This is a genomic window from Pseudomonas sp. P65(2024) (assembly GCF_057480955.1).
Map to the genome: position 1 here is coordinate 99,022 of NZ_JBLIYX010000013.1, position 25,878 is coordinate 124,899.

The window sequence follows — 25,878 nt, forward strand, 5'->3', positions numbered from 1 at the left end:
TCGACCTGGTACGTCAGTGGCCAGCCTGACTAGCTATCACGGATAGTCTTCACCGCCATTGGGGAACTGGCATCGATGGATACGGTTCAGTGCCATCTTCCAACCACGTACTGCACCGTGCTTCTCGATAGCCAGCAACGCGTAATTCGAGCAGCTAGGCTCGAACCTACAAGCGTTTCTGAGACGACTCGGTGCCACCCGTTGATAAAAACGAATGACACCAACGGATAGCCCGGCGATCACCGTGGCTTACGGAAAGAAATGACGTAGTAATTAGCCATCGAATCTTTTTTGCCCGTCAACGCATCGAAGCAGCCAGCTTTCACAGATACACCGATCGAGTCGATCCGATAGAACTCCCAGCCCTGAGCGGCATATTCGTTGACGACCTTTTCCAGGTAGACCGCAGCTTCATTGCCACGATGCTTGCTTGCTTGCACTTCAATGTTCGGTGGAACCTGGACCATCTTGTAAACGTACATCGCATCTTCCTTGCATCAGGGGCTTGATTGACACTTTGTCAGCCAGGGTGGCCAGCAAAATGATCTCAATAGTAGCGATGAGACAGCTGTAGCTCAAACCCCCGTAATCACTGGAATCTAGCAAGCGTAGGCATCCACGATGCGCTAGTGTGCGAGCCTGAGTAACGCGTGGGAGTCTATGCGTAGATGCGTATTGAGCATCAGCCCAGAGGGAGGCCAGATTTCAGCCTCCATCAAAGCCCCATTTCCAATCCAGCTCACTGGAACGTCAATTCTTTCGGCACCTCATACCGACTGCCGTCATAATCCAGATCGAACATCTTCGTCGTCGAACTGCTCTCGATTTCCTCACAGTCATCAACGCCTTTCACAACGCTCCGACTCCCGGTCGATATCTCAGTCACCCGCAACCTGCTGAAACCATCCTTGCCAGGTTTGCCAATCGCTAATGTGCGCTTTGTCTCGCCGAACTCTCCGGCGCAGGAACCATCCCATTCACCGTTGCCCTTGCTTACAACCAGGCCTTCCATGACCCGGCGCAACTGCGAACCGTCGTTCACGTAGAGGCTCAGTGTCTCGCTGCTGAACGGATTGACCCGCGACGAGCCTGTGTGCTGAATACGCACTCCAAATGCCCGCAGCCCAGGCGCAACCTGATACCGCGCCGTGTCCAACGTCAGGCCTGAAAACTGCACCGCGTCGGAGACGATCGCAGCCTCCTGGTAACTGCGAGCAATGATCTTGCCGCTGGCGGCTTCCGCCACCAGCACATCCAGGCCGTAATCGCCTTGCCCGTACTCATCGACGTTCATCATCATAGGCAAGGCTGCCAGTACTTGGCTGGCGTCTGCAGGATTGACCTTGCAGGCCGCAAATTCACTGGCAAGCTTCAAGGTTGGGTGCAGGTTCTGGGCCCAGGTTTGCAAATGCTGCGTACAGTCGCCCCAGGCGATCATGGGGGCAAACAACAGCGGTAACACGGTGAATCCACGCATGGAGATGCCTCATTCCTTTGATGGTTTTGCCAGGGTATGTGAGCTGGGCGCAAACTTCACATGGTTGATGGGTACACGTGCCCTGCCCGATCTTTGATAATCCTGAATTATAACTCAACTAAATGAATATTTAGTTGAGTTATATGACAAGGACTCCCTCAGTATTCCACTAAAGTTAACGCAGCGGCGGCAGACAACCCGTGCGCATCAACCCTGCCTGCCCGGCATTTGCGCGCCTCGGACCTCGAATACATGAATGCTTTGCTGTTCTCGCCCGTTTTTCTGGGTACCAATATCCTGGTTGCCAGCGCGATCATCTGCCTTGCTTTGTGGTATTACTCGCGCCCTCATCCAGGTCCCGGGCTGTGGACGCTCGGCATCTTGCTGCTGATGCCGGGCCAGTACCTTACCCTGGGCGGCACCTATTCGGCCTCGTTGCTGTACAACGTACTAAGCTACACCCTCCAGGTCTCCGGCGAGGCTGTGCTGGTGATCGGGATATTCCGTTTTCTTGGCCGTCCAGCGCCCTGGTGGCTGGTGCCGGCGACCTGCCTGACCGCCCTGCCCTGGCTGCTCTGGCAAAGCCAGGTCGGATTGCCTGACAGCGAGGTACTGATTGCCCTGTATGCCTTCGTCAGCGCCTTGATACGTGCGCTGGCCTGCTGGGCACTGTTGCGGCTACCGGGAGACCGGCGTCTGCGCAGCGCCCGGCGTTTCGCGGCCCTGAACTTCGGCCTGCTGGCCCTGTGCTCGCTGGTCGGTGGTTTTCTCAGTCTGCTCGACGACCAGCAGGACGGCGGCCCCCGCCAAGGGTTCGAGTCGATGTCCGAAATGTTCACCTACAACGTCGGCTATCCGCTGTGGATCCTTTGCCTGTTCGGCCTGACCCTGCTCACCCTGCGCCGCTTCCTGCTCGCCGCGCAAAGCTCTGCCGCACGTTTCGAGCGGTTGATGAACATCACCAGCGCCGCAGTGGTGATTGTCCGCAATGGCCGGATCGTCGACGGCAACCCGATGCTTAGGCAGCTTTTCGGCCATGATCGGGACTATTTCCTTGAACGCCCCCTCGCCCATCTGTTCAAGGCCGAGCAAGACCTTGAGCAACAGCTGGGCCGGTTCGATGGCGTGCCGCTCGACCGGGTGGCCGTGCGCAGTGATGGTGGCCAGTTCGATGCGGAACTGACGGTGGCGGCCCTCGATGATGGAACTCACGTCGCCGAGATCCGTGATGTCAGCGGTCGCAAATCGCTGGAAAAAGCACTGCGCCGAACGGCCTCGCGTGACGCCCTGACCGGCGTTATGAACCGCGGCGCCTTTACCGAACAGGCGCAGCTGGTGTTGAGCCAGGCGAAGCGCGATGGGCGCTCGCTGTGCCTGGCGATCCTCGACATCGATCACTTCAAGCGCATCAACGACAGCCATGGCCATCCGATCGGCGACCTGGCGCTGAAGGCGTTCAGTGCAGTGTGCGAACGCCAGGTCAGGCGCTCGGACCTGTTCGCACGGTTCGGCGGCGAAGAGTTCGTGCTGCTGCTTTCTGATACCGACGCGCAGCAGGCCTTTGCCTTGCTTGAGCGGCTGCGCACGGCATGGAGTGCCCATCGACTGGATATCCCGGGCGGCCAGCTGCAGTCCACCGTCAGCATCGGCATGGTCCGGGTTGATGGCGAGGCTACCTTTGAACACTGGATCAATCTGGCCGACCAGGCGCTTTATGCCGCCAAGCAAGCGGGGCGTGATCGTACTCAGGTCTACGCGGGGAGTGCTGCGTGAAATAGCCATCCCGTCTCGTCAAGCGGCTATGCTCACCAGACCCACCCCACGGAGCCTGTTCGAAAATGGACATTCGCCAGAAAACCATCGGGTTTGGTCTAGTCAGCATCCTCGCCGCCCTGTTGCTGGGTGGCAGCGGCCTGCTCGCCGAGCATGACCAGAACCAGGCGTTGCAGCGCAGCGAGGCCAGCATGGCCGCCCTGCGCAATCACATGGAAGGCGACATGATGCACGACGCGCTGCGCGCCGACGTGCTGGCCGCCCTGCTGGTCAAGCCGGGCGACACGGACACCGCCAACCAGGTGCTGGCCGACCTCGACGAGCACGCCAAATGGTTCCGCAGTGTCGTGCAGAGCAACCTCGAACTGCCTCTGGATAGCGATCTGCACCAGGCTATCAGCGAGCTGGGCCCCCTCCTCGACCACTATATCGCCAGTGCCACCTCAATCATCCAGCTGGCCTTGCAGTCACCCGAGCAGGCCCAGGCACAATTGCCGGCCTTCGTCGCGGCGTTCAAGGAGTTGGAGCAGCGCAACAGCACCCTCAGTGATCTGATCGCCGGCAACGCCGACAAGAGCCGCGAGCAGAGCACCGCCACTCTGCACCAGGGCGTCGCCGTGCTGGTCGGCGGGATGGTCCTGGCCGCCGTGGTGCTGGCGCTGTGCACTTTCCTGCTGTTGCGCTCGATCCTGCGCCCCTTGAGCCAGACCATGGCGGTGGCCGAACGCATCGCCCAAGGCGACCTCACCACCCAGATCCAGGTCCATGACCGCGACGAGACCGGGCACCTGCTGCGCTCGTTGGCCGACATGCGCGACAGCCTGGGCAACATGATCAAGGCCATCCATGAAGAGAACTTGCTGCTGCGCGAAGTGGCCGATGAACTGGGCCAGGCTTCCAGCAGCCTGGTGCAACGCACCAGCCAGCAGTCCGACAGCGCCGTGAGCATGGCCTCGGCCACCGAGCAGATGATCGCCAACCTGGCGCGGATCGCCGACCACGCCCGCGATGCGCAGGCTATCTCCGGGCAGTCCGAGCGCTTGGCCAGCGACGGCGGCGAGGTCATCCTCAACGTGGTCGGCGGCATGCAGGGGATCGACGAAGCGGTCAACCGCTCCTCTGAAACCATCACCGTGCTGGGGCAAAGCTCGGAAGAAATCCACTCGATCATCCAGGTGATCAACACCATCGCCGAGCAGACCAACCTGCTGGCTTTGAACGCGGCCATCGAAGCCGCCCGTGCCGGCGAGGCCGGGCGCGGCTTTGCCGTGGTCGCCGACGAAGTACGCGGCTTGGCCGGGCGCACGGCGCAGTCGACCCGAGAGATCACCGGCATGATCGAACGCATCCGACAAAGCACGGGCAACGCCGTCGACAGCATGCAGACTGGCGTCACCCGGGTCCGCGCCGGCGTGGAGCTGGCCACCCAGGCGGGGGCGTCGATCCAGCAGATTCGTGAAGGCGCCCGCCGCGCCGCGTCGGTTGTCGAGGAAATCTCGCAGACCATCGGCGAGCAGACCCGGGCCAGCCAGGATGTCGCGCAACAGGTCGAGCTGATCGCCCGCATGTCCAGGGACAGCACCGACACCACGCGGCAGCTGGCGTCGGCGGCGCAGCGCCTGGGCGAAATCGCCCAGGGCATGCAGGCGAGCGTGTCGCGGTTTCGCGTGTGACTGGGCAGGCGCTTGCCGGCGCCCTGCCCTCGCCCGGTGCTACTGGCTAAGCGCCTTGGCCACTGCGTTGACGAACACCGCCTGCTCGTCATACAGCGAGCCGGGGCTCTCGGCGTTCTTCCAGGTCGACCACTGCACCACCACCAGGTGCTCCGCCGGGTTGATGGCGATGCTCTGGCCGAAGATGCCCAGCGCCCAAAAGGTCTTGTCGCTGTTGGCGGTGCGCTTGGGCTCGGCATCGCTGTCCGGGGCCGGGGCGTTGTACCACCACTGGTAGCCGTACTGGCCGTTGGGCGCTGCGGCCGTCACCGATCCCTTGGCTTGGGTCCAGTGGGTCGAACGTGCTACCCAGTCGTCCGGGAGCAGCTTTTCGCCATCCGGCAGCTGGCCGCCGCTCTGCACAAACTGGCCGAAGCGCCCCCAGTCGCGCAGCGTGGCATTGAAACCGTGGCCGCCCATGTCCACCTTGCCCGGCACCAGGGCGTGCCAGACGCCGGCCTGTTGCATGCCGTAGCGGCTCCACACCCGAGTTTGCAGATACTCGGCGATGGTCATGCCGGTGGCATTCTCCAACACCCGACCGACCAGCCAGGCGCCACCGGTGTTGTACGACCAGACCTCACCCGGCTTGACCCCGGGCTTGCGCTTGACCGACCTCACCAGTTCGAGCACGCAGTGATAGGGATCAGCAGTGGCCTCGCACTGGGTCATGTGCGAAAAGTCCGAATCCTTGGAAGCGTAGTTCTCGTCCCAGATTACGCCCGAGGTGTGTTGCAACAGCTGGTGCAAGGTCACGTCCTGCCATTCGGAACCTTCCAGCTCCGGGACATAGCGGCTGATCCTGTCATCCAGCGACTGGATCTTGCCCTCCTTGACGGCGATGCCGACCAGCACGCTGACCACCGACTTGGCCACCGAGCGGGACGTCCACAAGGTCTTTGGCGTGTTGCCCTTGCCGTAGTATTCGTAGGCGATCTTGCCGTCCTTGAGCACCAGCAGGCCGGTCACACTCTGGTTGGCCAGGTATTGCGCCAGGTTATGCGTCTTGCCGCCCAACTGATACTGCACGTCGGTCAGCGCGTGGCTGGCCTGCGGCAAGGGAAATGGCGTGGCGCCGTTCGGGGCGAAGACATCGCCACCGTAGAGGCGGTAAGTGTTGCGAAAGCCCACGACCCGGGTGGCTTGGTCCCAGGTGAGCATATCCCTGGCAGCCGGCAGCACCTTGTCGAAGGGCTGCGGGCAGGGTTCAAGCCCTGGCACGCCGCAGGCCCCCTTGTTGTCGGCCGCCTGCGCCGCACCCGCCAGGGCGGCGAGCGTCAGGGCCAGGATGGAAAGACCGTTGAACGACTTCTTTATTGTTGTTGGCCGCATCGGAGGGCTCCTCGTAAAGCGCGGAAATACGCCGCCCCGAGTGTCGGCAACTTGAACGGGCGGGAAAAGCACAATAAATTTGCCTTCACTATTAAAAAAACTAACAGCCAGGAGCGTGCCCATGGCCGAAGACCGCCTGCCCCCGCTCAACGCCGTGCGTGCTTTCGAGGCCGCCGCCCGCCTGGGTAGCTATGTCGCCGCCTCCCAGGCGTTGCACGTGACCCAGCCGGCGATCGGTCGGCATGTAAAGAACCTCGAGGCCTGGCTGGGCGTGCGCCTGCTTGAGCGCTCCCCCCGCGGCGTGAGCCTCACCCTGCCCGGCGCCCATTACTACAAGGCCGCAGCCGAAGCACTGCAGATCCTCGCTGATGCCGGTGCGCGCCTGGCACAACGGGGAGACGAGCGCTGGCTGCGGATCCTCTGCGTGCCGGCGTTCGCCTCGCGCTGGCTGACACCGCGCATCGACGCCCTGCGCAGCCTGCGCCCGGACCTGAGGATCGCCATCGAGCCTAATGCCACCTTTACCAGCGTGGATGCGCGCCAGGCGGACCTGGGCATCGCCTTCGGTCTGCCGGGTGAGCTGAGCGGGGTACGCGAGGTGTTGATCCGCCCGAAGGTGTTCGCCGTCTGCGCGCCGAGCTACCTCGCGCAGTTGCCTGCGAGGCTAAGCGCTGCGGACTTGCCCGGATGCAGGCTGATCCATGTCGATGACGGCACCTGGTGGAACAGCTGGTTCGCCGCCAATGGCCTGAGGGTGCGGGTCAAGGCCGACACTTCGCATATCAGCAACGATATCGTGCTGAACCTGGCCCAACGCGGTCACGGCGTTGCCCTGGCCACAGAGGTACTGGTGGGGCGTGAGCTGCGCGAAGGCAGCCTGGTGCGCTGCGTGGAACAAGCCGTGGCGCTGGAAAGCTACCAGTTGCTGACGCCAGCACAGCCGCCGAGTGCCGATGCGTTGTGGTTCATGGGTTGGTTGGGTGACAGCCTGCGTGAGGCATATCCGGACGCGGTGTGAATCTGGCACCGGCTGGCCGGTGATCAGGGGGCAAGTCGTATTGGTGCACCATCCCTCCCACGCAGCCAGCGCTGGTCTGGCTAGAAGTCCACCGAGGTAGAGAACAACACCGACCGCGGCGTGCCCAGCCCACCGGACAGGCCACTGCCATCGCCGCCATTCCACGAACCGATCCAGTAGGCCTTGTTGGCCACGTTCTGCACGGTGGCGCGGAAGGTCACCGGCTTGTCCGAGATCTTCAGGCTGTAGCGGGCGCCCAGGTCGAAGATCGTGTAGGACGGCAGCGACAGGTTGTTGGCATCGGTGGCGTAGCGCCGGCCGGCATAGTTGGCGTTGCCGATCAGGGTCAAGCCCGGAAGCTCACGCAGGTCGTACTCGACGCCGAGCTTGGCCAGCACCTTGGGCACGCCCGTGGCCTGGTTGCCTTCGTTCTCCTTGCGTATCGATTTCGTCAGCTCGGCCTTGGTGTAGGACGCTCCGCCCAGCAGGCGCAGCCCCGGCTCGAGCTCGCCGAAGAACGACCATTCCAGGCCACGGTTGCGCTGCTCGCCGTACACGCCGTAGACCTGCGTGACCGGGTCGGTATAGGCGCTTGGTTTCTTCACCTGATAGACACTGACCGTGTGCGCGAAGGTGCCCAGGTCGAGCTTGGCGCCCAGTTCGTACTGCTTGGTCTGGTACGGCGCCATGATCGCACCCGCGTTTCGCGCGTTGTCCGGCGCGATACCGCCCTGGCTCAGGCCTTCGATGTAGTTGCCGTACAGCGACAGCTCGTCGGTGACCTTGACCAGCAGGGCCGTGGCCGGCGATACCCGGCTTTCATCGTAGGGCTTGGAGGTGCGCTGGTGGTTGCCGTTGTAGTTCGACGCGCGCACGTTCTGGTGGCGTGCACCGACGGTCCACTGCACCTTGTCATCGAGGAACGACAGGGTGTCGAGCAAGGCTTCGCTGCTCAGCCGGGCACGCATGCGCGAGGTGACGTTGCCGTACTCGCCGATCTCCGGGCGCGGGCCGTAGTCCAGGTTGTAGTAGTTGGTGCGGATGGTCGACGACAGGCGCTTGTCCTTGAAGCTGTTCTCGGAGTCGTAGCGGGTGGCCGCCAGCGACCAGGCGTGATCCACGGGCCCGGTGGCGAAACGCCCGCGCAGGCCGACTTCGCCGGACTTCTGCTCGCCATCGCGGGCCGAGCGGATCGGCGTGGCGGAGATGTCGCCGGCATCATTGAGCAGCATGCCGCTGGTCATCAGCGCGTTGTAGCCCCCTTCCCTGTGGCCCCAGCCGGCGAATGCGGTGAGCGAGTCGTTGAGGTCGTACTCGCCGCGCAGCACCACGGTGTCGGTGTCGTTGACGGTATAGCCCCACTCCGGGGCCAGCGAATGATCGCCCTTCTTGGCCTTGGGCAGGTGGGTCACCCCGGGGCTGATCGAGGAGATGCCGAAATAGTTGACCCCGTCCATGCGCTCGCGCTGGTGGTAGTAGTCCAGCGACGCCCTCGCCCGCTCGCCGCGCCAGTCCAGGGCCAGCGACGACAGCTGCATGCGGTGCTGCTGGTCGTCCACGGGGGTGTCGCCGTCGCGGTAGACGCCGTTGAAGCGCACGCCGAACTGCTTCTGGTCGCCGAAGCGGCGGCCGATATCGGCATGCATGCCGGCCAGGCCATCGGACTCGTACGAGGCGGTCAGCCGGGCCAGGGGCTCGTCGCCGGCACGCTTGGGCACGATGTTGATGCTGCCGCCGACGCTGCCGTCAGGCGGCATGCCGTTGAGCAGCGCCGACGGGCCCTTGAGCACTTCGATGCGCTCGGCGAGCTCGGTGGAGCCGCGCATGTTCGGCGCCATGCTCGGCAGGCCGTTGAAGGTGATGTCGTTGCCGGTGCTGTAGAGGCCTCGGATGAAGAAGGTCTCGAAGATGCCGCGCTTGCTCGGCACGTACACCGACGGATCGGTGGCGCCGATCACCGAGCCGATGTCCTGGGCTTGGCGGTTCTCGATGTATTCCTTGGTGTAGCTGATGGCGTTGAACGGCGTTTCGCTGAAGTCCTTGTTGCCCATCAGCCCGAGCCGGCTGCCCGAACCGACCTGGCCACCGGCATATTCCGGTGGTGGGGCGCCCAGCGAATCACGGGTGTCCTGTACCAACGTTTCCGGCAGGGTCAGGCCCTCCTCCTTCACATCGGGGGGCTGTTGCTGCGCCGAGGTGGTGGAACGTGGCGGTTGCGCGAAGGCGTTGCCGGCGATGGCGGCCATGCCCAGCAGTACGGCCATGAACAAGGCCCTGCGGGGCAGGTTCGGGGCCTGGGGATGTTGCAGTGGAGGCATGAGGGATTCCTTTCGGGACGAAATGGTAATGTTTCTCATTAGTCATTCCGTACGAGTCGGCGAATCCCTCAACAGAAATTACAGTCATTTGGCCACTATCGGCTGAGCAACCCATTTCGTTTAGGAGATCGGCCAGCCCTTTGGGGCTTCGCTGTCTTGCAGGGAACTGCTATCTCTGTGGGAGCGGCCTTGCGTCGCGAAAGGGCTGCGCAGCAGCCCCAGCAATTTTGATGGTGGCTCGGAATCTGGGGCCGCTGCGCGCCCCTTTCGCGACGCAAGGCCGCTCCCACAGGAATTACGTATGACCTGAATGCAGAATTAGCCCTGATACCCCTTCACCACCTCGTCCGCCACCCGCTCCAGGCAGGTCACGCTGGCGGTGCACAGGTACCAGGTCTGTGGATCGACGAACACCACATGGCCGTTCTTCCACGCCTTGGTCTGGCGCAGCAGCGGGTTGTCCAGGGTCTCGCGGTCCAGCGCGGCCCGGCGCTCCATCACTGCGGTGCGGTCGATCACGTAGAGGATGTCAGGGTCGGCCTGGTGAATGAACTCGTTGGAAATCGGCTGCCCGTGCAGGCCTGCCTGCATGTCGTCACTGGCCGGCTTGACCCCGAGGGTGTCGAAGATGAAGCCGTAGCGCGAGCGCACGCCATAGGCGGTGAACGCGCCGTTGTTGTGCAGCACTATCAGCGCCTTCTCCGGGCGCCCGTCGGTCACCTGGCGTACCTGGGCCACCTTGGCGTCGATGCGCGCGGCGGTTTCCCGGGCCCGCTCCTCCTTGCCGAGGATCCGTCCGACGGTCAGCAGGTGCTGCTTGGCGGTGTCGATGACGTTGCCCTGGCGGTTGTCCATGTCGATGTCGTAGTGCACCGTCGGGGCGATCTGGCTCAGTTCCGGGTAGCTCTGCGCCTGCAGCGGCGAGATCAGGATCAGGTCGGGCTTGAGCGCATGCAGGCGCTCGAGGTTGGGCTGGATGGTGGTGCCGACATCGGCGACCTTGGGGTCGTCGCGGTACTTGGCCAGGAAGCCCGCCACATAGTCCTTGGCGATGCCTACCACCGGCGCGCCGAGCTGATCGAGGGTGTCCAGCTCGCTCATGTCGAAGGCCACCACGCGCTGCGGCTGGTGTTCGACCACCGTGGTGCCCAGGGCGTGCTCGACCTTCACCGGGGCGTAGTCGGCGCTGGCAGCGCGCGCCTGGGCCGGCGGGGCCTGGTCGCAGCCCGGCAGCGTGGCCGCCACGGCGGCGGCCAGCAGTATCTTGCAGATTCCGTTCATACCAGCTCTCTCGATAGTGATGGGTTGAAGTAGTTGCAGACGAAACCGTGCGCGCTGGGCAGGATCTCGAAGGCCAGGCCGAACAGCGCGCGCAGGTTGGCCTGGGTGACCACCTCGGCGACCGGCCCGTGGCTGTGCACGGCGCCGCCCTTCATGGCGACGATGTGGTCGGAGTAGTTGGCGGCGAAGTTGATGTCGTGCACCACCAGGATCACCGTGCGCCCCTGCTCGTCGCTGAGCCTGCGGATCGCCTGCATGATCTGCACCGCGTGCTTCATGTCGAGGTTGTTCAGCGGCTCGTCGAGCAGCAGCAGCTCGGTGCGCTGGGCGATGGTCATGGCCAGGAAGGCCATTTGCCGCTGGCCACCGCTGAGTTCGTCGAGGTAAGCCCCGCGCAGAGGCTGCAGCCCCAGGAAATCCAGTGACTCGTCGATCACCTGCTGGTCGTCGGCCGTCAGCAGGCCACGGCTGTAGGGGAAGCGGCCGAAGGCGACCAGTTCCTCGACGGTCAGGCGCAGGTTGAAGTCCAGCACCTGGCGCAGGGTGGCCACGCGGCGGGCGTAGTCGGCGATGGCTATGCGGTCGATGTCCTGGCCGTCGAGCAGGATCCGCCCGCGATTGGCCGGCAACAGCCGGGCGATGCACATCAGCAGCGTGCTCTTGCCGGCGCCGTTGGGGCCGATCAGCGAAGTGACCTGGCCGGCGGGAAACGCCAGGCTCACGTCATCGAGCACGGTCTTCTCGCCGTAGGCCTTATGCAGGTGTTCGAGGGTGATCATGGGGTGCCTCGGGTTCGGACCATCAACGCGAGGAAGTACGCGCCGCACACCAGGTTGACGAGGATGCTCACGCTGGTCCGGTAGTTGAACAGGTGCTCGACCAGCAGCTGGGCGAGCAGGAACATGCCGATGGCCACGGCGCAGGCCAGTGGCAGGGTGACCTGGTGCCGGGCGCTGCGCGCCAGGGCGTAGGCGATGTTGGCGACGAACACACCCATGAACGCGGTCGGCCCCACCAGGCTGGTGGACACCGCCACCAGCACGGCGATCAGCGCCATCTGCAGGCGCAGGCAGCGGCCATGGTCCAGGCCCAGGGCGATGGCCTGGTCGCGCCCCAGCGCCAGCACGTCGAGGACCCGCGTGCCGCGCGCCATCAGCAGCGCCACCGCCGCCACCAGCAAGCCCGAGTACAGCACCTGGGTCGGCTGGGCGCGGTTGAAGCTGGTGTAGCCCAGGCTCTGCAGGATGGAGAACTCCCCCGGGCTGGTCTTGAGCTGGATGAACTGGGTGAAGGTGCCCAGCACCATGGTCAGCACCAGGCCCAGCAGCAACAGGCGGTAGACATCGCCGCGCCCCTCGCGCAGCAGCCAGCGCTGCAGCAGCCACGAGTAGCCGAGCATCAGCGCGATCGACAGCAGCGCGTTGCCCTGGGCGCCCAGCAGCGCCACGCTGGCGGTGCCCAGCCACAGCACCAGCAGGGCCTGGAACAGCAGGTAGATGCCTTCGTAGCCCATGATCGCCGGGGTCAGCACGCGATTGCCGGCCAGGGTCTGGAAGATCACCGAGGACAAGGCGATGCACACCCCGGCGACAACGATCGCGCCCAGGCGCACCAGGCGCTTGGGGATCACGTAGCTGAAGTCCAGGCCCGAACCCAGCAACAGGAACGCCAGCGCCAGGGCCGGCAGCAACAACCAGGCGGCGCGGCGCATCATTTGCACTTCCACAGGATCAGCAACAGGAACAGCACGCCGCCGACACTGCCGGCGGTCAGGCCAATGGGTACCTCGTAGGGATGGATCAGCAGCCGGCCGAGGATGTCGCAGGCCAGCAGCAGCGCCGCGCCGCACATGGCAACGATGGGCAGGGTGCGCTTGAGGTGCTCGCCGTAGCGCAGCGCCACCAGGTTCGGCACCACCAGGCCGACGAAGGGGATCGCGCCCACGGTGATCACCGTGGCCGACACGGTCACCGCCACCAGCACCAGGCCGAGGATGGCGGTGGCCGCGTAGTTGAGCCCGAGGCTGGTGGCCATGCCCTCGCCCATGCCGAGCACGGTGAAACGCTGGGCGTACAGGTAGGTGAGCACGACGATCGGCAGGATCAGGTAGATGATCTCGTAGTTGCCCTCGATCACCCGCGAGAAGTCCCCCAGCAGCCAGCCCTGCATGCTCTGCAGGATGTTGTGGCGGTAGGCGTAGAATTCGGCAATAGCGCTGAGCAGGCTGCCGTACATCAGGCCGATCACCGGCACCAGCACCAGGTTGGTGAAGCGGATGCGGCGGATGATCGCCACATACACCAGGCTTGCCAGCAGGCAGAACACCAGGGCGAACAGCATGCGTCCGCTGACCCCGGCTCCGGGCAGCACGGTCAGGGCCACCAGGATGCCCAGTTTGGCCGCGTCGAGTCCGCCGCAGGTGGCCGGCTCGACGAAGCGATTGCGCACGATCTGCTGCAGGATCACCCCGCAGACCGACAGGCCGACACCGGTCAGCACCAGGGCCGCCAGGCGTGGCAGGCGGCTGGCGGTGAGGGTCAGCCAGGCATCGTCACTGGCCGACCACAAGGCCGACCAGGACATCTGGCTGGCCCCGACCATCAGTGAAACGCCACACAGCAGCAACAACAGCGTTGGCAGCAGCACCCGACTCAAGCGGTCACTCCATCGCCTGCCGCCTCGCCGATGCGCCAGCCCTTGGCGGCCCGACGCTGCTCGAGGAAGTGCGCGTACAGCCCACCCTTGGCGGACAACTGGGCATGGGCGCCCTGCTCGCGGATGCGCCCTTGGTCCAGCACCACGATCTGGTCGGCCATGGCCACCGTCGACAGCTGGTGGGCAATGACGATCAGCGTGCGCTTGCCGCGCAGCCGTGCCAGTGCCTCGGCGATGGCCGCCTGGTTCTCGGCGTCCAGCGCCGCGGTGGCCTCGTCGATGAGCAGGATCGGCGCGTCCTTGATCAGCGCCCGGGCGATCGAGATGCGCTGGCGTTCACCGCCGGACAGCCGTGCACCGCCCTCGCCCACCGGCGTGTGCAAACCTTCGGGCAGGCGTTCGAGGATCTCCTGCACCCCGGCCAGCCGCGCCGCCTCGAGCACCTCGACCTCGCTGGCGTCGGGTTTGCCGAGGCGGATGTTGTCGGCGATGCTGCCCTGGAACAGGTAGGCGTCCTGGAAGATCTGGCTGATCTGCCCGGCCAGCTGTTCGGCGGACATCTGCCGCACATCCACCCCGCCAACCTTGACCCGGCCCTGGGTGACATCGAAGAAGCGCGCGATAAGGCGTACCAGGGTGGTCTTGCCCGACCCCGACGCGCCGACCAGCGCGGTCATGCTGCCGGGCGCGATATCCAGGCTGACCTCGCGCAGCACCTCGGGTTGGTCATCGCCGTAGCGGAAAACGACCTGCTCCAGCTGTACCGAACCGTCGACCGGCGCCTGCGGTGCGGCGGGCTCGGGCAGCGGCTCGACGGCCAGCAATTCGGCCACGGCCTGCAACTGGCCACGGGTGCCGCGCAGCACCTCGCTGTAGCCGGCCACATCCAGCAACGGGTCGATGAAGCGGGTCGCCAGTACCAGCGCGACCAGGGTGGCGATCACCGCCGCGCTGTCGAAGGCTGCACCGGCCTGCTCGCCGAGCCACAGCGTGGCGACCACCAGCAAGGCGGCGAAGCTGGCCTGCACCGCCCAGACATTGAGCACCGACGACAGCGCCGAAAGTTGGATCAGCTTGCGCGCCGCCTGCTGTTGCTGGGCCACGGCCTGCTCCAGGAAACGCGTGCCGCCCTGCTCGCCATTGAAGGCGCGCAGCACCGACTGTGCCTGGGCGAACTCGACCATGCGCTGGCTGGTCTGCGCAGTGTCGCGCTGGTAGCGCTGGTCGGCGCGCTGGCCCAGGCGCATGGTCGCCAGCATCACCAGCGCCAGCAGCGGCAGGCTGACCAGGGCCACCAGGCCCAGGCGCAGGTCGACCAGCAACAGCGCGACGAGGATCACCAGCGGCGTCACCACCCCGGTGAACAGCGGTGTGAACACATGGGCCGGCAGTTGCGCGATCTCCATCATGCCTTGGGTGGTGACGTGGCTCAGGCGCGCGGTGTTGGCGGCGCTGAACCAGCCCACCGGCAGCGTGCCGACATGCTCACCCAGGCGCTGGCGGCCACCGCGCAGCACCGCGATGCCGACGGCGATGCCGGCCTTCTCCACCCGCCGGCGCAGGTACCAGCACACCACCACGCCCAGGGCCAGTAGCGCCAGCCATTGGCCGGCAGCCTCCAGCTGGTTGCCCAGCAGGTGGCGCAGGATCGGCACCAAGGTGACGATGGTCAGCCCGCAGAGCACGCCATACACCAGCGCCAGGCGCAGGTACCGGCGCAGGAACACGGCGTCGGCGCCGAGCAGTCGAACGAAAATCTCCAGCATGATCAGTGCTCCTCCACCTGCGCGGTCGCCCGCGCCTTCGCATAACCCCCGGCAGCCCACAAGCGGGCGTACAGGCCGCGCCGAGCCAGCAGTTCGTCGTGATTGCCGCGCTCGGCGACCGTGCCCTGATCCAGCACCAGGATCTGGTCGGCGTGCATCACCGTGTCTAGACGGTGGGCGATCACCAGCAGCGTGCGGCCCTGGGCGAAGCGCGACAGTGCCTGTTGCAGCTTGACTTCGTTCTCGGCGTCGGCTGCCGCGGTGGCTTCGTCAAGCACCAGCACCGGCGGGTCGAGCAGCACCGCGCGGGCGATGCTCAGCCGCTGCAGCTCGCCGCCGGAGAACTGCACGTCCTCGCCGATTACCGCGTCGTAGCCACGCGGTTGGGCAAGGATGCGCTCGTGGATATTGGCGATCCGTGCCGCCGCCTCGATCTGCTCCTGGCTCGCCGAAGGCCGGCCCAGGGCAATGTTCTCGCGCACGCTGGCATGGATCAGGCGCACATCCTGCAGAACGAAGCCGATACGCCGGTACAGCTGGGCGCTGTCGATCTGGCGCAGGTCGACGCCGCCCAGGGTGATGCGCCCGGCGCTGGGGTCGAAGAAGCGCAGCAGCAGGCGCGCCAGGGTCGACTTGCCGGCGCCCGAGGCGCCGACCACCGCGGTCACCGTGCCAGGCTCGAGGGTGAACGACACCTCGCTCAGCACCGGATTGCGCGGGTCGTAGTGATAGCCCAGACCCTGCACTTCGATCCGTGCATCGGCCGGCAGCTTGCCGGCGCCCTGGCCGTCGGTCTCCAGCAGCGGCGTGCGCAGCAGCGTCTGCACGCGCTGGGCGGCGCCGGTGGCGTTGTTCAGGTCGTGGGTGATATAGGCCAGCAACAGCAGCGGCGCGCAGATGCCCGGCGCCACCAGGGCGAACGGCAGCACCTGCACCGGGGTGATCCAGCCCAGGCCGACGAACAGCGTGCCGAACGCCAGCACCACGCCAAGCACCGACACTGGGGCGATCATTGCGTTGGCGTTGGCCATGGCGCTGACCAGCGGCCGGGTGAAGTCGGTGAAGGCCGCGGCGAAGGCGTCCACCGCCTCGCGGTAGCTGCCATGGGCCTTGCGCTGGCCACCGAAGGCCTTGACCACCGGGATGCCGTTGACGAACTCGACCACCGCCTGGTTGATCCGCCCCATGCCTGCACCGAAGGCCTGCATGTTGCGGGCGCTGGCCTGGTGGGCGCGGGCGAAGAACAGGAAGAACAGCGGGAACGGCAGCATCGACACGATCGCCATGCGCCAGTCCATGGCGAACAGGTAGACGATCGAAGCCAGCACCGCCCCGGCGCTGCGCCCCAGGGTGGTATAGAAGTGCGCGGTGAGGCTGTGCAGGATGCCGATATCGTCCTGCATGGCCTGCTTGACCTCGCCCGAGGCGCGGCTGGTGAACCAGCCCAGCGGCACCCGCGCCAGGCGGCGGATGATCGCCAGGCGCAGCGTGCCGGTGATGTGGTTGTCGGCCAGGTGCGCGACCAGATCGCCCAGCGAGATCAGCGCCATGCCGGCGAACAGGCAACCCAGCCCCATGGCGATGACCGGCCAGGCCTGGTCGAGGCCCTGCCCGCCGGCCAGGGCCAGGCGGGCGACTTCGGCGATGGCCGCCAGCGGCGCCAGGGTCAGCATGGCGCCCAGGGCGGCGAGCAGCCCGGCAACGATCAATCGGCCGCGTATCGGCGCAAGCACCGCGGCGACCGGTCCACGGGCGGACGGGTCCGCCACCCCTTGTTCAACACTCATGAATGCTCCTTTTCAGCACGAGGCGCGGGCCGGGCCGTCCCAGGGGCGCCCTGCCCGCATGTCCTTCTCAACCTGTATTCCGCACGAGGCGGGCAAACCCGCAAGAAAATCTGCGCGCCCTCAGGCGCCGCCCAGCCGATAGCGCCTGCAGGTGCGCAGGCCGGCGGCGATGTACTTTTCCACCGAGGACACCGAGACCCGCAGCTCGTCAGCGATGGCGCGGTGGGCCATGCCGTCGAGGCGGCACAGCAACAGGGCCTGGCGCGCCTTGGGCGAGTGCCGCTGCAGGGCCCTGTCGATCGCCCCCAGGGCCTCGATCACCAACGCCCGCGTCTCCTCAGAGGGCACCCACGGCTCGGGCTGCTGGCCATGGTCTTCGAGGTAGCGTGTTTCGCGCTGGCGACGGCGGTACAGGTCGATGACCTTGCCGTTGGCGATCTGCGTGAGGTGGCAGCGCGACTGCTCGGCGCTGGGCACCTGGCCCTTGTTCATCAGGTGCAGGTAGATGTCGTGGGCCAGGTCCGCCGCATCCACCGAGTTGCCGAGCTTGCGCCGCAGCAGGTCGCACAACCAGCCGTGATGATCCTGATACAGCTGGTGCAGCTGCTGACGAAGCGCGAACGTTCCGTTGTCCACGGTACCTCTCCCTGAGCGTGGTGCATTCCAGACGGCTTGCTTTGACGTACGCCAATCTAGATGATAATTATTTGCATCTCTCACACCATAACGAATCCCTTGGATTCACGCAATGCACCCCGGTGGTGCACCCCCTCTGCGCGGCCACTCACCGCGATCCATGGATGGCAGTGAAGGCCGACGCGGGCCTTGAACGATCGAACAGCAGGAAGCTAGCTATGTTGGAACGCAACACCACCCCACCCTCGCCCCAGGCCCTGGACGAACACGAGGAACTCGCCTGGTTCGCCCAGCAGCAGCAACCCGAGCAGCTGCACCGGCAACTGGGCGCCTGGCGCCTTGGCCCCCGGGCCGACCTGTCGCTGCTCGCCCTGGCCGTGCAGACGGTGGTCGAAGCCACGCCGGGCCTGAACAGCCGCTACCACTTCAGCGACGACGGCGACCTGTACAAGACCCAGGCACCCGGTTGGTACCCGTGCCTGCGCATCGAGCACAGCGCGGCCGAGGGCATGGACGCCCTGCTGCGGGCGCGCCAGGCGGCGCCCTGGGATTCCACCACGCAGCCGCCGTTCGAGGCCCTGTTGCTGGCCGGCGACCAGCAGGCCGCGCTCGGCCTGCTCTGCCATGCGGTGCTGCGCCAGTCGCCGCAAGCCCTGCTCGAGCGCATTCGTGCCGAATACGACGCCCTGGCCGGCGACCAGCCACTGCAGTTCGAGCCGCTGTCCCAGGCGCCCTCGACGGACATCGCGCAACGCATTCTCGACGCGTTCCGCCAGGCCCTGGCGGAGCCTGGCATGACCCTGGAGGATGATTTCTTCGACATGGGCGGCCACTCGCTGCTGGCCACCCGCATCATCGGGCGCCTGCAGGGCGAGCACGGCATCGAACTGCGCTTCAGCGACTTCTTCGCTTCGCCCAACGCATCGGCGCTCGCTACCCGTGCCAAGCTGAGCCAAGGGCAAGCCAGTCAGGCCAGCGATCAGCCCGGTGATATCCAGCAGGCACCGATGGCCCTGGCCCAGGCGTCGTTGTGGCGCGCCTGCGCGGCGTTCGACTACGGCACCCTGTTCAACCTGCCCTTTGCCCTGGACTTCCACGACCCGGTGGACGAAGCGCTGCTGCAGCAAGCTTTCAGCGACCTGCTGGAGCGCCACGCCAGCCTGCGCACCACCTACCATGGCGAAGGCGACAGCGCCTGCCAGCGCATCGTGCCGCTGGCCGAACTGGGCCGCTACAAGTGGTTCTGGACCAGCGCCGAGAGCACCGGCGCAAGCCTTGCCAGCGAGGCGAAGCACCGCTTCGACCTGGCCCGCGAGCTGCCACTGAGGCTGCGCCTGCTGCGTGACCCGCACAGCGGCCATCAGGTGCTGTCGTTCCTGGTCCACCACATGGCCATCGACGAGTGGTCGCTGAACGTGATCATGGCCGAACTGGCCGAGGCTTACCTGGCCCGCGCCCAGGACCGGGCGCCGCAATGGTCGGCGCCGGCGCGCACCTTCCACGAATTCGCCCTCGCCCAGAGTGCCCAGGGCCCGAACCCGCGCCACCTGGCGTACTGGACCGAACTGCTGCGCGACGCCACCCGCGGTCTTGCCCTGCCCGCTGACGCCACGCTGCTGCCCGCCGACCAGGCGACCACCCGTGCGCGCTGGCTGGAGCTGCGTCCTGAGCCCGGCGTGCTGGAGCAACTCGGCGCCAGTGCCCGGCAGCACCAGTCATCGCTGTTCAGCGTGATCTACACCGCCATCGCCCTGTCGCTGCACAAGCTCGGCAACCTGTCGGACCTGGTAATCGGCACCTCGGCCTCGGGGCGTACGGATCCGGCGTTCTTCGACACCGTTGGGTACTTCACCACCATGGTCGCTCACCGCGTGCAGTTCGTCCCGGAACAGTCGCTGGGCGAGCTGCTGGGCGATGTGACGCGGATGATCAACGACTCTATGGCCTACGCCGACGTGCCCATGGAGACCATCCAGCAGGCGCTGGGCATGACGCCCGCCGAGGGCCTGATGTTCGATGTGTACGTGCAGATCCACGCCAACAATGCCCTCAATGGCGCCCTGCACACGCCCGAGGGCCAGGCCATTCGCTACAAGCAGATCGACCCGGACAAGAGCGAGTCGATGTTCGGCCTGCAGTTCGAGATCATGGAGGATGTGTTCGACGGCCAGCGCTCGCTGCGCCTGGTGGTCACCTACCGCAGCGATCGCTACAGCGCCGCCCAGGTCGAGCGCCTGTGCGCGATGATTTCCGCGGCGTTTGGGGTATTTGCCGAGGTGGGGGCTGGCCAACAGGCGCTGGGCGACGTGGCGTTGTAAGCATCACCAGCGTGGGAGCGGGCTTGCCCCGCGATGCAGTACAGCACCGGCTTCGCCGGTGATCGCGGGGCAAGCCCGCTCCCACGCAGTCCGATTTAAATCAGGGCTGCGAAGCAGCCCCATCGTTCAACCCTGCGGCAACCCATAGCGCTGGAACGACGACCGCTGCGGCACCCGATACTGCGCCCGGCCCAGCAACTGGTTGAGGATCACCGCATTGCGCACCGGCCCCAGCCCCAGGTCCGGCGAGCCGACGCCATGCTGGAAGATCTCCGCATTCTGCACGAACACCCGGCCACTGCCGCCATCGCAGCGCTGCGCGGTGAAATCCTCGCCGACGATGCAGTCGCCGTGCGCGTCGGTGGCCAGCACCGTGCCCTTGAGCTGCTCAAACCACTGCGGCCAGGCATGGGCATAGCCGGTCGCCGCGACGATCGCATCGGTGTCCAGGGTCGCTCGCTGGTCCAGTTGGCGGTGACGGAAGGTCATGCGCAAGCCCGCCGACCCCAGGTCCTCGACCGTCTCCACCTCGCAGCTGGACAGCAGCGTCAGCCCCGGTTCGCGCCCGCCGATGGAGCGTTCGTAGATCAGGTCGTAGATCGCGCCGATGGTGGAGAAACTGATGCCTTTGTACAGCAGGCCCTGCTCGGCCACGATCTCGCGGCGCTTGTCCCGGTCGAGGGTGTGGAAGTAGTTCATATAGGCCGGGGTGAAGCATTCCTGGCCGAGCTTGGAGTACTCCATGGGATGGAAGCCCCCTGAACGGGTGATCCAGTGGATCGAAGCTCCCGCCTCCACCTGCTCCGGCGTCAACGCATTGAACAAGGCCAGTACGCACTCCGCCGCGCTCTGCCCGGAGCCGACCACCACCACGCGCCGGCACTGCTCCAGTTCGCCCTGGCGCTTGCCGAACTCCGCCGAGTGCAGCACCGGCGCCTGGCTGCGGGTGCGCGCCCAGGCCGGCAGCCACGGCCGGGTGCCGAGGCCGATGGCCAGGTCCCGGCTGCTGTAGCGCCGCTCCAGGCCCGACACCGACACGCTGTCGATGACGAAGCGCTCGCTGCCGCCATCGTAGCGCACGCCGGTGACCTCTTCGCCGAAGTGGCAGGTCGGCAACTGGCGCGCGGCCCAGCGGCAATAGTGATCGTATTCACGCCGGGGCACCTGGAAGTGGTCGTAGTAGTAGAACTGGAACAAGCGGTCGTGCTGGTGCAGGTAGTTGAGGTAGCTCAACGGGTGGCACGGGTCGGCCAGGGTCACAAGATCCGCGAGGAACGGCACCTGCAAGGTGGTGCCCGGCAGCAGCAGGCCCTCGTGCCAGCGAAATTCCGCCTTGCGCTCAAGGAACGCGCAGCGCAGGTCCGGGTGGCGCGACAGCAGCGCGGCCAAGCCCAGGTTGAACGGTCCGATGCCGATGCCGGCGATGTCTACGGTTGCTATGTCCATATGCTCGATGATTTCCCAAAAACTACGGATGGCGCCCCGGGCCGGGCCCAGGGCGGTTGATTCAGGCAGGTGTGGCGGCAAGCAGGCGCTCGACGTCTTCGACCGTGCGGCACGCCAACAACTGTGCGGGCGACAAGCGCACCGCGAAGGCTTCGCCCAGTCGTGCCGCCAGGGGCTTGAGGTGCTGCGGCCGCAGGCCCATGGCGAGGAAGTCCCGGGCCGGCTGCGTGGCGCCGAGCACCTGCTGGTAGATCGCCAGCACCTGGGCGCAACGCTGCGGGTCACTGGGCGTCGCTGCCGGCGGCTGCTCGGTTTCGCCTTCCAGCAACGTGCGGGCGCGGCGGCGGTCCGGCTTGCCATTGGCCGTCAACGGCAACTCGGCTACCTCGACGAAGCGCGTGGGCACATGGGATTGCGCCAGCAACGCCCGGGCATGCTCGCGTAGCGCCACGGCGCCGGGTGGCGCGTCGTGGCGGCGCACATAGAGGGCGCCGATGCAGGCCTCGCCCTGTTGCGTATCGCCATAGTCCACCACCAGCACCTGCTGCACCGCCGGATGGCGGATCAGCTCGATCTCGACGTCCGGCAGCGATACGCGCACACCGCGCACCTTCACATAGCCATTGACCCGGCTGTCGAACAGCAGCACCCCGTCCTCGCGGTAGCGACCTCGATCGCCGGTACGGAAGGCCCGTACCGATGTACCCTGCTCGTCGAGCACGCTGACGAAGTCGTTCTGCACCAGCTCACCTTCCTGCAGGTAGCCCAGGGCCAGGCCCACGCCACTGGTGTGGATACGCCCGGCGACGCCCTGCGGGCAATGCTCGCCGTGTTCGTCCAGCAGCCAGTAGCGGTTGCCCGGCAATGGGCGTCCATAGGGCACCCTGGCGCGGTCCTGGTCGCCGATCTCGTGCCAGATGCTCCAGATGGTGGTCTCGGTCGGCCCGCCCAGGGACACCAGCCGCGCCGCCGGCAACAGCTCGCGCAATTCGGCGATCACCGCCGGCTTGATGTAGTCGCCGCCCTGGGCCAGCAGGCGCAGGCTGCGCAAGCCATCGCCCTGGCGGCAGGCCAGGAGCATTTCGAGGATGGCCGGCACCGAGCACCACAGGCTCACGCCGTGCCGCCTGACCAGCTGGTTCCAGCGCAGCGCGTCCTTTTCCTCGCCGGGCTCGGGCAGCACCAGCGCCGCCCCGGCGCAGAGGCTGCCGAACACGTCGAACACCGACATGTCGTGGTGCAGCGGGGTCACCGAGATGAACACGTCATCACGGCTGACCTGCCACTGCGCCAGGGTGCTGCCGATGACGTTGGCCGTGGCGCGGTTGTTCAGCACCACGCACTTGGGCTTGCCGGTGGTGCCGGAGGTGTAGAGGTAGTAGGCCGGCGCGGTGCTGGCCGACAACGCCGCCAGGCCAGTCAGGTCCAGGGCGGCCGGCGGACTCGCCAGCAGTGGCGCGGCGCTGTCGACCACCAGCGCCGGCTGGCAGTTGTCCAGCAGGTAGCGCAGGCGCTCTTCGGGCGCCGCCGCGTCGATCGGCACCCAGACCAGCCCGCTCAGGGCGCAGGCCAGGGTCGTCATGCTGTGCTCGGGGCCGCGCGGCAGGCAGATCGCGACCACCTGGCCAGGCTGCAGGCCCCGGGCCTTGAAAGCCTGGGCGATGCGGGCGACGTCCTCGCCCAGTTCGGCGTAGCTGATCCGCCGCTCGCCGTGCAGCAAGGCGATGCGTCCGCTGTCCGGGCCGAACAGGTTGTTGGCGATGCGGCCGAGGAAATCGACAGGTGCGGCCTGCGCCTCGCTGCTGTTGAGGCGGTAGTGGCCAAGGTCGATGAACTGCCGTGCCTGGACTTCGAACGCGCCCTGCCCGGCCAGTTGCGCCACCGCCTGGCCAAAGGCTGCGAGCAGCTGCCCGACCCAGCGGCCATCGACCGCTTCGCGGGCATAGTCGATCTCGAACGCCAAGCCGCCCTTGGCGGTGTTGCAGAAACGGATGTCCATGGCCACCTGGGGCGTCTGGGTCAGGCCCGCGCTCAAGGTCATCGGACCATCGAGCGCGCCCACCGGCCAGGACAGGCCATTGGTCAACACTACCGGCAATGCCGGGCCCGGGCCGTTGCTGTCGTACAGCAGGCGGGCCAGGTCCACGCCGGAAAACGCCAGGTGCTGCAGGCCCTCCAGCACATCGGCCTGCAGGCGCTTGGCGCGCTCGGCGAACGTGGGCAGTTTGTGTTGCCAGTCGAGGGCGATGAAGCTGGAACGGTTGGCGAACGCGCCGTCCTGGGGCGGCGCCACCGGCACCGCCACGCACAGGCTGCCCTCGTCGAGCCAGTGGCCGAGCACTTCCAGTACCACGGCCATGATCGTCGAGTTCTTGAACAACCCCTCGCGTGCGCCGGCGCGGCTCAATGCCTTGAACGCCGGGGCCGGGATCACTTGACGCTGGCGTGCGTATCGGGCCACGCCGACCTTGTCCAGGGCGCAGCGCCACGGTAGCCGTGGCGCGCCATCGACCTCGGCCAGCTTTGACTTCCAATACTCGGTATCGGCCTTGCGCACCTCGCTCTGGTCGTCGACAGCCGCCGTCGGCTCGCTGGCGGTCAGCGGCTGGCAGTGCCCGTCGAACAGTTCGATCATCAGGGTGGCGATGGCGCGTCCATCGAGGATCAGCGCATCGAAGCGCACGAACACCACCAGCTCGCCCTGCGGCAGCTGGAAGGCGGTGACATTCCAGGGCGGTCCAGCCAGGTCGAACAACGCGTGGGCATAGGCCTCGCGACGGACCTCGAGCTGCGCCTGGGCTTGCTCACCCGTCAACGCGCGCAGGTCGATCACCTCCAGGTTGACCTGCACCTGGTCGCTCAACGACTGGGTCAGTGCCTGGGCGTCGATGCGGGTGCGCAAGCTGTCGTGGCGGCGCACCATGTCCGTGAGGCGGCTGCGCAGCAGCGCCAGGTCCATGTGCCCGCGGTATTCGCGAAACTCCTGCATGGCCACGCCGCCCAGCGGCAGATGCTCGCCACGCCCCAGCAGGTAGGCCTGCTGCAGGGCGTTCAAAGGGCGATCCCGGCTGGCCGCGATCGTCAAAGGCTGGTGCAGCGCGCCCATGTCGGCAGCCACCGCGACGGCCAGGGCAATGAAGCGCTCGAACAGTGTCTGGACCCAATCCGCCGGCAGTGCGTCCAGGCGCACATCCCAGTTGACCAGCAGGCCGCCATCGACCTGGGCCACCTGCGCGTCCAGCGCCACCTGCGGACCCTGGGAGATCACCCAGTCCATCGGCCCGAACACCCGGCCCACGCGCTCGGAGAACAGCTCGCCACCGGGCAGGTCCAGCCCTGCGGTGAACACCACCGGCGCCAGTTGCGGCGTGCCGTGGTGGCGCGACAGGTCGCGCATCAGGTCCACGCCTGGATAGGCGCTGTGCGCCAGGCGTTCGACCAATTGCCGGTGCAGGTCCTGGCACAGCGCGGCAAGGCTGGCGACGCCGGTGAAGTCGACATCGACCAGCACCAGGTTGGCGAACTCGCCGACGATCCGTTGCACCGGTTCCAGCACCGGCTCGCGCCAGAACACCGGCACGTTCAGGCGCAGGCGGCGGTCCCCGGTGTGCTCTCCCAGGGCGGTGGCGAACAGCCCGAGCAGCAACGCCGACGAAGTGATCCGCTGCGCCCGCGCCGCCTGTTGCAAGGCGCGGTACTGCTCGGGTTCGAGCCGGGCGGCAAAGCGCTCGCTGCGCGCCGGGCCCGGGGCAAGCAAGGGCAACGTCGGCGCCGGGGCGATCTGCGCCAGGCGTGCCCGCCACCAGGCGCGGTCGCGGCTGCGAGCGTCGCGCAGGTCGGCATCGGCACGCACCTGGTCCAGCCAGTCGAAGTAGCTCGGCGTGGTCGGCAGCACGGTTTCAGGGGTGTCGTACAGCCGGGCCAGGTCTTCCATCAGCACCCGGAAGCTGGACGGGTCCACCGCAATCATGTCGGTGTCCACGTGTAGCCGAGCGGCATTGCCCGGCAACAGGCTCAGGCCGAAGCGCGCACCCTGGCCAGTACTCAGGTCCAGGCGCTGGTGGCTCCACTGGCGGCGTCTCTCCAGTAGGCGTCGCTCCACGGCTGGACCGTCCAGATCGCTGAAATCCTCCAGCTCCAGCTGGGGGCGCAGCGTCTCGTCGATGCTCTGCCGTCCCTGTCCGTCGATGCGCAGCTTGAGCATCGGGTGTGCCCGGTACAGCCCCTCAAGTGCGACTTCAAGGCGCGCCACATCGATGGCCTGGCCATCGAACTCGGCATACAGGTGAGCGCTGACGCCACCCAGTGCCGCATGTGCATCCCGCCCGATCCAACAGGCGGCCTGCATCGAAGTTAACT

18 protein-coding genes are annotated in these 25,878 nt (G+C 66.4%); 4 read left to right on the forward strand and 14 right to left on the reverse strand.

From position 1 onward, the window contains the following. Positions 1-36: 36 nt before the first annotated feature. The 3 genes from yidD to AC25MA_RS17940 all read right to left on the reverse strand — a co-directional run bounded on the left by yidD (position 37) and on the right by AC25MA_RS17940 (position 1,477). Complete coding sequence (gene yidD / locus AC25MA_RS17930) at positions 37-243, reverse strand: membrane protein insertion efficiency factor YidD (RefSeq protein ID WP_081791515.1); 207 nt, start codon at positions 241-243, stop codon at positions 37-39. After that, the gene (locus AC25MA_RS17935) at positions 240-482 is read right to left on the reverse strand and encodes a hypothetical protein (protein WP_028688855.1); all 243 of its coding nucleotides are present in this window, start codon (positions 480-482) and stop codon (positions 240-242) included. Before AC25MA_RS17935 ends, yidD begins: the two co-directional genes overlap by 4 nt. Positions 483-739: 257 nt before the next feature. Beyond that, positions 740-1,477 (reverse strand): PA3715 family protein, encoded by a 738-nt coding sequence (locus AC25MA_RS17940; protein WP_260269558.1) that lies wholly within the window; start codon positions 1,475-1,477, stop codon positions 740-742. A 252-nt stretch (positions 1,478-1,729) separates the two neighbouring features. Between AC25MA_RS17940 and AC25MA_RS17945 the strand changes: the two genes are divergently transcribed. Beyond that, positions 1,730-3,250, forward strand: a complete 1,521-nt coding sequence (locus AC25MA_RS17945; protein WP_051555611.1) for a GGDEF domain-containing protein — start codon at positions 1,730-1,732, stop codon at positions 3,248-3,250. 65 nt (positions 3,251-3,315) lie between these two features. After that, entirely contained in the window at positions 3,316-4,923 is a 1,608-nt protein-coding gene (locus AC25MA_RS17950) for a methyl-accepting chemotaxis protein (protein ID WP_486972256.1), read from the forward strand. Between the two features lie 39 nt (positions 4,924-4,962). On the opposite strand, the gene AC25MA_RS17955 is transcribed toward AC25MA_RS17950, so the two are convergent. Further along, positions 4,963-6,294 carry a serine hydrolase domain-containing protein gene (locus tag AC25MA_RS17955; RefSeq protein WP_486972257.1) on the reverse strand — a complete coding sequence of 444 codons (1,332 nt, stop codon included), beginning with the start codon at positions 6,292-6,294 and terminating at the stop codon, positions 4,963-4,965. A 121-nt stretch (positions 6,295-6,415) separates the two neighbouring features. Between AC25MA_RS17955 and AC25MA_RS17960 the strand changes: the two genes are divergently transcribed. Beyond that, positions 6,416-7,312 carry a LysR substrate-binding domain-containing protein gene (locus tag AC25MA_RS17960; protein ID WP_062362353.1) on the forward strand — a complete coding sequence of 299 codons (897 nt, stop codon included), beginning with the start codon at positions 6,416-6,418 and terminating at the stop codon, positions 7,310-7,312. An 80-nt stretch (positions 7,313-7,392) separates the two neighbouring features. Here the strand turns inward: AC25MA_RS17960 and AC25MA_RS17965 are convergent, their stop codons facing one another. From AC25MA_RS17965 to AC25MA_RS18000, 8 genes are all read right to left on the reverse strand, one after another. Then, positions 7,393-9,630 carry a TonB-dependent receptor gene (locus AC25MA_RS17965; protein ID WP_486972258.1) on the reverse strand — a complete coding sequence of 746 codons (2,238 nt, stop codon included), beginning with the start codon at positions 9,628-9,630 and terminating at the stop codon, positions 7,393-7,395. A gap of 318 nt (positions 9,631-9,948) precedes the next feature. Continuing rightward, positions 9,949-10,911, reverse strand: coding sequence for a siderophore ABC transporter substrate-binding protein (locus AC25MA_RS17970; protein WP_207852755.1), 963 nt, complete (start codon positions 10,909-10,911; stop codon positions 9,949-9,951). After that, positions 10,908-11,690, reverse strand: coding sequence for an iron ABC transporter ATP-binding protein (locus AC25MA_RS17975; protein WP_069017576.1), 783 nt, complete (start codon positions 11,688-11,690; stop codon positions 10,908-10,910). Before AC25MA_RS17975 ends, AC25MA_RS17970 begins: the two co-directional genes overlap by 4 nt. Beyond that, positions 11,687-12,622: an iron chelate uptake ABC transporter family permease subunit gene (locus AC25MA_RS17980; RefSeq protein WP_088852849.1), complete on the reverse strand. Its 936-nt coding sequence runs from the start codon at positions 12,620-12,622 to the stop codon at positions 11,687-11,689. Before AC25MA_RS17980 ends, AC25MA_RS17975 begins: the two co-directional genes overlap by 4 nt. After that, entirely contained in the window at positions 12,622-13,566 is a 945-nt protein-coding gene (locus AC25MA_RS17985) for an ABC transporter permease (RefSeq protein ID WP_371877729.1), read from the reverse strand. The genes AC25MA_RS17980 and AC25MA_RS17985 overlap by 1 nt, the downstream gene beginning before the upstream one ends. Beyond that, positions 13,563-15,332 carry an ABC transporter ATP-binding protein gene (locus tag AC25MA_RS17990; RefSeq protein WP_486972259.1) on the reverse strand — a complete coding sequence of 590 codons (1,770 nt, stop codon included), beginning with the start codon at positions 15,330-15,332 and terminating at the stop codon, positions 13,563-13,565. The genes AC25MA_RS17985 and AC25MA_RS17990 overlap by 4 nt, the downstream gene beginning before the upstream one ends. Before the next feature lie 2 nt (positions 15,333-15,334). After that, positions 15,335-17,119 (reverse strand): ABC transporter ATP-binding protein, encoded by a 1,785-nt coding sequence (locus AC25MA_RS17995; RefSeq protein ID WP_182324342.1) that lies wholly within the window; start codon positions 17,117-17,119, stop codon positions 15,335-15,337. 120 nt (positions 17,120-17,239) lie between these two features. Next, a complete protein-coding gene (locus AC25MA_RS18000) occupies positions 17,240-17,755 on the reverse strand; it encodes a sigma-70 family RNA polymerase sigma factor (RefSeq protein ID WP_028688867.1) in 516 nt (171 codons plus the stop codon). A gap of 218 nt (positions 17,756-17,973) precedes the next feature. On the opposite strand from AC25MA_RS18000, the gene AC25MA_RS18005 reads away from it, so the two are divergent. After that, on the forward strand, positions 17,974-20,073 hold the full coding sequence (locus tag AC25MA_RS18005; protein WP_486972260.1) for a condensation domain-containing protein: 2,100 nt from the start codon (positions 17,974-17,976) through the stop codon (positions 20,071-20,073). Positions 20,074-20,199: 126 nt separating this feature from the next. Here the strand turns inward: AC25MA_RS18005 and basC are convergent, their stop codons facing one another. After that, on the reverse strand, positions 20,200-21,519 hold the full coding sequence (basC, locus tag AC25MA_RS18010) for a putative histamine N-monooxygenase (RefSeq protein WP_486971045.1): 1,320 nt from the start codon (positions 21,517-21,519) through the stop codon (positions 20,200-20,202). A gap of 61 nt (positions 21,520-21,580) precedes the next feature. Next, a complete protein-coding gene (locus tag AC25MA_RS18015; protein ID WP_486972261.1) occupies positions 21,581-25,867 on the reverse strand; it encodes an amino acid adenylation domain-containing protein in 4,287 nt (1,428 codons plus the stop codon). Positions 25,868-25,878: the final 11 nt, after the last annotated feature.